This window comes from Micromonospora sp. NPDC048830 (genome assembly GCF_043198215.1).
In the GTDB taxonomy this organism is placed as follows: Bacteria; Actinomycetota; Actinomycetes; order Mycobacteriales; family Micromonosporaceae; genus Micromonospora.
This window is the reverse complement of sequence record NZ_JBICUP010000096.1, coordinates 1-7,247: the sequence shown is the minus strand read 5'-3', so window position 1 is coordinate 7,247 and position 7,247 is coordinate 1. Positions and strand designations below refer to the sequence as shown.

The 7,247-nt window shown below is 63.5% G+C and carries 6 protein-coding genes and 1 pseudogene; 4 read left to right on the top strand and 3 right to left on the bottom strand.

Annotated features, from left to right (window positions below):
* The first annotated feature begins 525 nt into the window (after positions 1 to 525).
* From ACGFIZ_RS33815 to ACGFIZ_RS33800, 4 genes and pseudogenes are all read left to right on the top strand, one after another.
* On the top strand, positions 526 to 912 hold the full coding sequence (locus ACGFIZ_RS33815; RefSeq protein WP_393427312.1) for an SCP2 sterol-binding domain-containing protein: 387 nt from the start codon (positions 526 to 528) through the stop codon (positions 910 to 912).
* A complete protein-coding gene (locus tag ACGFIZ_RS33810; RefSeq protein WP_393427309.1) occupies positions 897 to 2,981 on the top strand; it encodes a glycogen debranching N-terminal domain-containing protein in 2,085 nt (694 codons plus the stop codon). Before ACGFIZ_RS33815 ends, ACGFIZ_RS33810 begins: the two co-directional genes overlap by 16 nt.
* 29 nt (positions 2,982 to 3,010) lie before the next feature.
* Entirely contained in the window at positions 3,011 to 4,357 is a 1,347-nt protein-coding gene (locus ACGFIZ_RS33805; RefSeq protein WP_393427307.1) for an MFS transporter, read from the top strand.
* Positions 4,358 to 4,646: 289 nt separating this feature from the next.
* Positions 4,647 to 4,922: pseudogene (locus ACGFIZ_RS33800) on the top strand (IS701 family transposase); the annotation flags it as partial.
* 28 nt (positions 4,923 to 4,950) lie between these two features.
* Here ACGFIZ_RS33800 and ACGFIZ_RS33795 read toward each other — a convergent pair.
* The 3 genes from ACGFIZ_RS33795 to ACGFIZ_RS33785 form a co-directional block, all read right to left on the bottom strand.
* Positions 4,951 to 5,442: an IS3 family transposase gene (locus ACGFIZ_RS33795; protein ID WP_393427304.1), complete on the bottom strand. Its 492-nt coding sequence runs from the start codon at positions 5,440 to 5,442 to the stop codon at positions 4,951 to 4,953.
* A 146-nt stretch (positions 5,443 to 5,588) separates the two neighbouring features.
* Entirely contained in the window at positions 5,589 to 6,269 is a 681-nt protein-coding gene (locus tag ACGFIZ_RS33790; protein WP_393427301.1) for a helix-turn-helix domain-containing protein, read from the bottom strand.
* A 68-nt stretch (positions 6,270 to 6,337) separates the two neighbouring features.
* Positions 6,338 to 6,763 carry a hypothetical protein gene (locus tag ACGFIZ_RS33785; protein WP_393427299.1) on the bottom strand — a complete coding sequence of 142 codons (426 nt, stop codon included), beginning with the start codon at positions 6,761 to 6,763 and terminating at the stop codon, positions 6,338 to 6,340.
* Positions 6,764 to 7,247 lie beyond the last annotated feature (484 nt).

Sequence of the window (7,247 nt, the reverse complement as noted above, 5' to 3'; positions counted from 1 at the left end):
GAGCACCGATGATGGCAAGGCAGGCACGGGACTCCCGTCGATCACTGAGCGTAGAGAACTCCGATGATCGATGTCCCGTGCCTGTTTGCTACTCCAGGTACCTACCTGTCCGGATCCTGGGTGCCTATCGCCGGTCGCTCTAACCAAAATCAACTAGCTGTCTCGCTGGACTTGACAGGTTCCGATATCCCGCGCCCCCGGCGGGAGGAGTGCACGATCTGCACCGCCTCGCCCCCGACGCCGCCCTCACCGTGCACACGTACGCAGCCACGGACGACAAGCCTAGGGGCGACCGTTTAGTGCACATTCGCACCGTTCGCGCGCCGAAACTTCAGGTCAACGACCGACACCCAGACCAAGATCAGCAGGCCAGCAAGGGCGCGTCTACACCAACCACATCAAGTCGAGCAGCCCGCGGCGTTGCCCCGGGACCCTGGGCGCACCTGTTGAGGTTTGGGCATTCCAGGTCAGGGAATGGCTGCATCGGTTAGCGCGGCTGGGTTCCAGGGGGCGGTGTATGCACCGATGCAGAAGCAGATAGAAGAGTTCTTCAGCGATCTCGCCGATCGTGGTCACATTCCGCGGCTTGGGCGGATAAACGCAGTCGTCCGTATAGATATCACCGATGACGCTCGGCGTGAGAGCAGGTTCGTGACGGTTAAGGCGGGTGACGTCACTGTATCGAGAGAGGGCCCCAGCCCGAATGCCGTCCTGACAGCCTCTGAGGGAGTCTTCGCGCGACTCATCAGCAGCGGAGAAGGGTGGTACGCGCTACTTTTGCGGGGCGACCTGCTTACCGAAGGCGACATATACGTCCTTTCCTACCTCGCCTACGTGATCTTTCCGGGCCGTCCAGGCGACCTCGGTCCACATGAATGGCAAGAAAGGAAAAGGCGATGCCCGAAGAGGTGAGACTCCTCGATGGACGCACCTTCGCTATCTCCAACGGCAGCGGGGATATCAGAGATGATAGTGAGTTCGTCGCCGGGCTCTTCTCCTTGGATACACGGTTCCTTTCCAGATGGGAGTTGACCGTCGACAACAAGGCGCTCGCCTCTCTCTCCAGAAACGAACTCCAGTATTGGGAGGTTCGATTCTTCCTCACTCCCGGCCCGGCGACACAATACATCGATTCTAAAGTATCGGTCATTCGCGAAAGATCTCTGGGAGGGAGCAAGGCCGCCACGCAGGCGGGATCCCCTGCAGCGTCCTGCATGACAGAAAAGATTGTTGTTATCAATCATGGCGACAAGGCAATAGAGCCAAGAGTTCGCATCGATACAGCATCTGACTTCGCCGATATTTTCGACGCGAAAGGAGGCGTGCCGCGAGAGCGTCCGGGCACAATCGACGTGTTGGCAGAAGAGGATTGCCTCCGCCTGATTTTCCGCCGCGGGAACTTCAGGCGCGAGACCGAAATATCGGCGAGCGGCAGCCCAAGATTCGACAAGGGTGGCCTTGAATATTTGCCCAAAATTGCGCCTGGTGGAAGTTGGACTACGGAGATTCAGGTAGGCAGCTACGCCGGCAGCTCACGAATGAGAGACTTCAGGGAGGCGATTAGAGTTCAACAGGGCCGCGTGGTTCGCATGGCACTAAAGGATGACCTCCAAGACTGGTTGAACGAGGCACCCAAGGTGGACTGCCCTTCGTTGGAAATCTCCGCAACATACATGCGCAGTATGGTTGATCTCGCGGCACTACGTTTCCCTCCTCTCTCACTCGCCGGACGGACGTTACCTGCCGCGGGTCTACCTTGGTTCATGACAATCTTCGGCCGCGATAGTATCTTTACATCTCTACAGGCTCTGCCGTTCGTGCCTGAACTGGCAGCCAGCACCCTTCGGCAACTAGCTTTAGACCAGGGGGTCCACATTGGAGACTTTCGCGACGAGGAGCCGGGCAAAATTCTGCATGAGGTTCGATACGGCGAGACAGCGGCATTCGAGGAGCAGCCGCACAGCCCGTACTACGGCTCCGTGGACGCGACCCCTCTGTTCGTGATCCTTCTTGATGAATACGAACGCTGGACAGGGGACGGTGCGCTCGTCAAAGACCTGGAGTACGAAACGAGAGCCGCCCTGAGCTGGATCGACGACTATGCCGATCTCGTAGGAAACGGGTACTTGTGGTACGAACGACGGAACACGGCGACGGGCTTGGAAAACCAATGCTGGAAAGATTCCTGGGACTCCCTGTCGTACAGCGATGGCGGCCTTCCGGACTACCCGCGTTCCACTTGCGAGGTGCAGGGCTACGCATATGACGCCAAACTTCGCGGCGCGCGGCTTGCCCGGGTCTTTTGGGGTGACTCGGCATATGCCGAGAAACTTGAACGCGACGCGAAAGAACTGCGCGATAGATTCAATCGTGAGTGGTGGCTTGAGGACGACGGCTATTTCGCTCTTGCCATGGATCCCGAGGGGCGACTGCTCCGTGTGCTGTCATCCAACATCGGCCACCTATTGTGGAGCGGCATTGTGGATGACGAGAAGGCTTCACAGCTCGTTCACCATCTCATGGGAACCCGTCTGTTCAATGGCTGGGGTATACGGACGCTGGCCGAAGGAGAGGTCCGCTACAATCCCATCGGATACCATGTGGGGACTGTGTGGCCGTTCGACAACTCGATAATCGCACTGGGCCTCCGTCGGTATGGTTTTGCTGCCGAGGCTGCAACGATCGCCGAGGGCATGTTTACTGCGGCAAGATACTTCAACGGACGCCTTCCAGAGGCCTTCGCCGGCTACGACCGCTCGCTGACTGACTATCCGGTAGAGTATCCCACCGCCTGTAGCCCACAAGCGTGGTCTACTGGAGCCTCTCTCCTCCTGCTTCAAACGATGCTTGGAATGGAACCCAGGGGCAATCGCCTAACGTTCGCACCAGTTCTGCCAGCGGGAATCGATCGCCTTGAAATCCACGGTATCCGAGGAAGGTGGGGCCGAATCGATGCTATAGGCCGCGGTGGTGCCATGTAGTCGAAGATTATCGACAGCCAGGAGGCGCTATGAGTTCTTCGGCGACGCCTCGGTCCATGGAAGACGCGCCGTTCAGTCGTTTTCACGTCTACATGACGTGGTGCACGGCGGGAGGGCCGTTCTGTGATGGATACATCCTCGGAGTCATCGCCATCGCCCTTGCACCGCTCGCACGTGATCTGGATTTGTCGGCCGGATGGCAGGGGGCGCTGGGCGCGGCCAGCCTCCTGGGATTGTTCGTGGGCGCTGCGGTATTCGGGCGAGTGACCGATCTCGTCGGCCGCCGGTTGATTTACATGATCGCCTTAGCTGTCTTCGTCGGTGCCGGGTCGTTGCAGTTCTTCGCCGGTGACGCGTGGCAGCTGCTGGTGCTCCGGTTCGTCCTGGGTGTCGCCATTGGCGCTGACTACGCCGTTGCGACAACGCTGCTCACTGAGTTCTTGCCGCGACACCGGCGAGGGCAGCTGCTTGGCGTGCTGACCTTGGCCTGGTGGGCTGGCTATGTTGCCTCGTTCGCCGCGGGCTACCTCATGCTAGGACTGGGATCGGGGGCCTGGCGGTGGATGCTTGCCTCAAGTGCAGTGCCTGCGGTGTTGGTCTTGGCGCTGCGAGCCAAGGCACCAGAATCTCCCCTGTGGCTGGCCCAGCGGGGACGGAGAGAAGAGGCGCTGGTGATCGTCCGCGATCGTATCGGTTCGAGTTATACCTTGCCCGAGGTTCCTGCCGATGAACAGCGCGCGGTGCGATGGGCAGCGATCTTTCGCTCCGGCTACGGACGGCGTACATTTTTCGTTTCGGCTTTTTGGTCTGCGCAGGTGGCGCCGTTGTTCGCGTTGTTCACCTTCCAGCCCCAGGTGTTGCAGATGCTCGGCGTGGAAAGCCCCGACCTCGGCTCCTTGGTGGTCAGCCTTTTCTTCCTGGTAGGGGTGCTGCCAGGTATCTTTCTGGTCGGGAGCTGGGGGCGACGTCCCGTGCTGCTGTGGGGATTCGTCGGTCCGACCGTGGTGCTCGCCGTGCTTGGCTTGACTCCTGGCCTTGGCCCGTTGCTCGTGGTGGCGGGATTCGCGCTGTTCGCGATCTTCAACGCTGGCGCGAGCGTTCTGCCATGGATTTATCCCAACGAGTTGTTTCCGACCGGCGTCCGCGCCACCGCGGTCGGATTCTCCGCTGCGATGAGTCGCATCGCGGCCGCTGCGGGAACCTTCTTGTTTCCGCTCGGCATAGCCACGTTCGGCATCGGGCCGCCCCTGTTGGCAGCCGCGGCTATCAGCCTGGGCGGCCTGCTGGTATCCCTCCCGCTTGCGCCGGAGACTCGGCATCTGCGACTCGGAGAGGCCAGCAGGGCCCAGGCAAAGTCGTCAGGTGATGCCGAGTAGTGCCAGCGGGCGCATGCTGTCGCCGGCGTCGTGGCGGTTGGCGACGGCGATGTTTGGTGACGCCGGCGATGCGTAGTGCGCCGATCGCGGCGTTGCGGAGAGCGGCCATGACGGTGGTCCGGTGCCGGTACGGATCCGGCGGCCCTGACTCTTATCAGGGAGCCGGGATTCGGCTGGGCGCAGGGCGCTGACCTGGGGTTTTGGTCTAGTGGGTGCGCACTAATACTGCAACGGCGGGTCGTAGCTTCGGGTGGTAATCGCTCCTTGGCTGGTTGTGGTGGATGCGCAGTTGGTCGGGTCGTGGGATGCCGGGTTGGAGGAGTTGTTCTTCCGGTTCTCGCATCGGTTTGCTCGGGTGGAGCCGCGGCGGCGGGCGTGGGCGTATGTGCGGGGGTTGCTGGCGCCGTTGGAGCGGCGCAACGGCTGGACCCTCGCGGAGCAGGCTGGGCATGTCTCACCGGACGGCTTGCAGGGCATGTTGTGCAGCGCGGCGTGGGACCGGGACGCGGTCCGCGATGACGTACGCGACTACGTCGTGGAGCAGATCGGCGATGCGGCCGGGGTGTCAAGCCCCGGGTTTGATGGAGAGTTGGTTAGTTGGTTTTCAGGGGTGCGGTGACCGGGTGGGTCATCGCGTGGAGTGCCTCGTGTTCGGCGGGTGGGACGTGCCCGAGTTCGCCGTGCAGCCTGCGGTTGTTGTACCAGTCGATGTATTCGACGGTGGCCATCTCCAGGTCGTCGAGCCCGCGCCGTGGTCCCTTGTTGCGCACGAGTTCGGCCTTGTAGCGGGAGTTGAACGCCTCGGCCATCGCGTTGTCGTACGAGTCGCCCTTGGAGCCGACAGAGGCGACGGCGCCGGCCTCGGCGAGCCGCTGGGTGTAGCGGATTGCTCGGTACTGGACTCCCCGGTCGGAATGATGAACGAGTCCGCCCAGGTCAGCGCCTTGATTCTCGCGGCGCCAGATCGCCATCTTCAGCGCGTCGAGAGCCAGGTCGGTGTAGAGCGACGTGGACACCTGCCAGCCGACGATCATGCGGGAGTACACGTCGAGGACGAACGCGGCGTACGTTACGGGCCGCCTCACGCGCCGCCGTCTCATCCACCACCGGCCCGGCCAGGGGCAGCCGCAGCCCATCCGCCGCGACCCGCTCAGCCAGCGCCTCGACCTCACCATCAACCCCGACGGGTGTGTCGTACTGCCCCACCATGGAGATAGCCATCAACCTGTTCCTATCTGTGCCGACCAGCTTCTACTGGCCATAACGGACTTTCATTGACATCCGTTACACAGATCTCCCTACAGGCCCGACGGACGGTGTCTTCGGCATATCCGAACCGGTGCCCGACCAGCAGCCGGCTGTGATCGTCGAGGAACGCGAACAGGTAGGTCTTGCGCCCGCCGACGTGCGGGCCGTGCAGGGCGTCGCCGACCCACAACTCGTTGGTGCGGGCAGCCTCGAACCGGCCGAACACGGTCACCGCCGTGGCGGGCGGGCCCATCAGTTCCAGGCGGTTCAAGTGCCGCAGCACCGTCGACTCCGACGGCGCCCACCCGAGGTGCTTGTGCAGGATCCGGGCCACCTGCGCGGCGGTCCGGTCAGGGTTCTCCCGCTTCAACGCCGCGGCCATGTCCAGGATCTCGGCCGGGGTGCGCGGGGTGGCCTGCCGAGGGCTGGGCACCAGGGCGTCGAACCCACCGCGGCGCCACGCGGTGATCCACCGGTCCAAGGTCGCCCGGGCCACCCGCACCGGCGTCCCGAACGGCCCCGGATGCTCCCGCTCGGCCAGGTCACGCACCATCCGCCCGCGCTGGCGGCTGGAATACGCCGGATCAGCCGCCTCCCGGATCAGCTGATACCGCCACAACGCGATCTTTCGGGCGCGGTCGGCCCGCACCCCGGACCTCATCATCCGCGGTAGTCAACAACAAACCTTCTCAACACTCGCCGTGAAGATCGACAAGTGCTGACGCTGCCCCCTCACATGGCCGCTGACCAGGGCGAACTCGTGTTGATCCACTCCGGTGGCCAGTCCGGGGACAACAGACGACCGTCTGAAACCGCGCCGGCCACCTGCCACGCCGTCACCTCGCGCAGCACGAACCGGCCCACCACCGCCCGCCCCGCGGCGGTGATCGCGGCCACCGCGTCAGCAAACAGCGAACCGGTCGGGTCGGGAATCTGCGGATCGACCGCCACCGCGACCAGCAGCCGGGTAAACCACGCCCGGACCTGCTCGGCCCGCCCGGCGAACCGCCGCAACCAGCCCCTCACCGTCCCCAGCGGCCGGTCCACCAGCACCGCGACCGGGCGGGCACCCAACCCGGCCGCCTTGGCCTGCACCGCGCGGCCCACCACACCGACAGCATCCGCCCGCCGCACCAGCACGCCGACCGGCAGCAGCACGTGCGTCGCCGCGCACCTCGTGCAGCAGGCACGCCGAGGCCGCACCAGCCAGCGACCGCCCGACTCAACCCGGATCAGACGCGGCCGCGCCCATCCCCACCCCGCCAACCGGCCCGCGCAACCCGGACAGCGCAACTCACCCACCACCAGCTGCCGTTCGACCCCAACCGGATCGTCGTTTACCGTCATCACCCGGTGCCTCCGCACCTCAAGCGGCCCTCCCGAGCGCCTGGCCAAGGAACACCGGGAGGGCCGCTACCCGCATCAACGTCCTCACGGTGATGACGCGCACGAACAAGCGCAACCCCACCAGGTCACGCCAGAGACTTCCTCAAGATCAATGACGGGCAAGAACAAACTCGTCGTCACCTTCGGTGACGGCTAACAACTAAGAGCGACCGGCAATAGGTGTCATCTGAGTCTGCGAGTGGTGGGTCGGGCGTCCCAGCGGTAGAGGGTTCGGGCTCGAGTGATGAGTTGACGG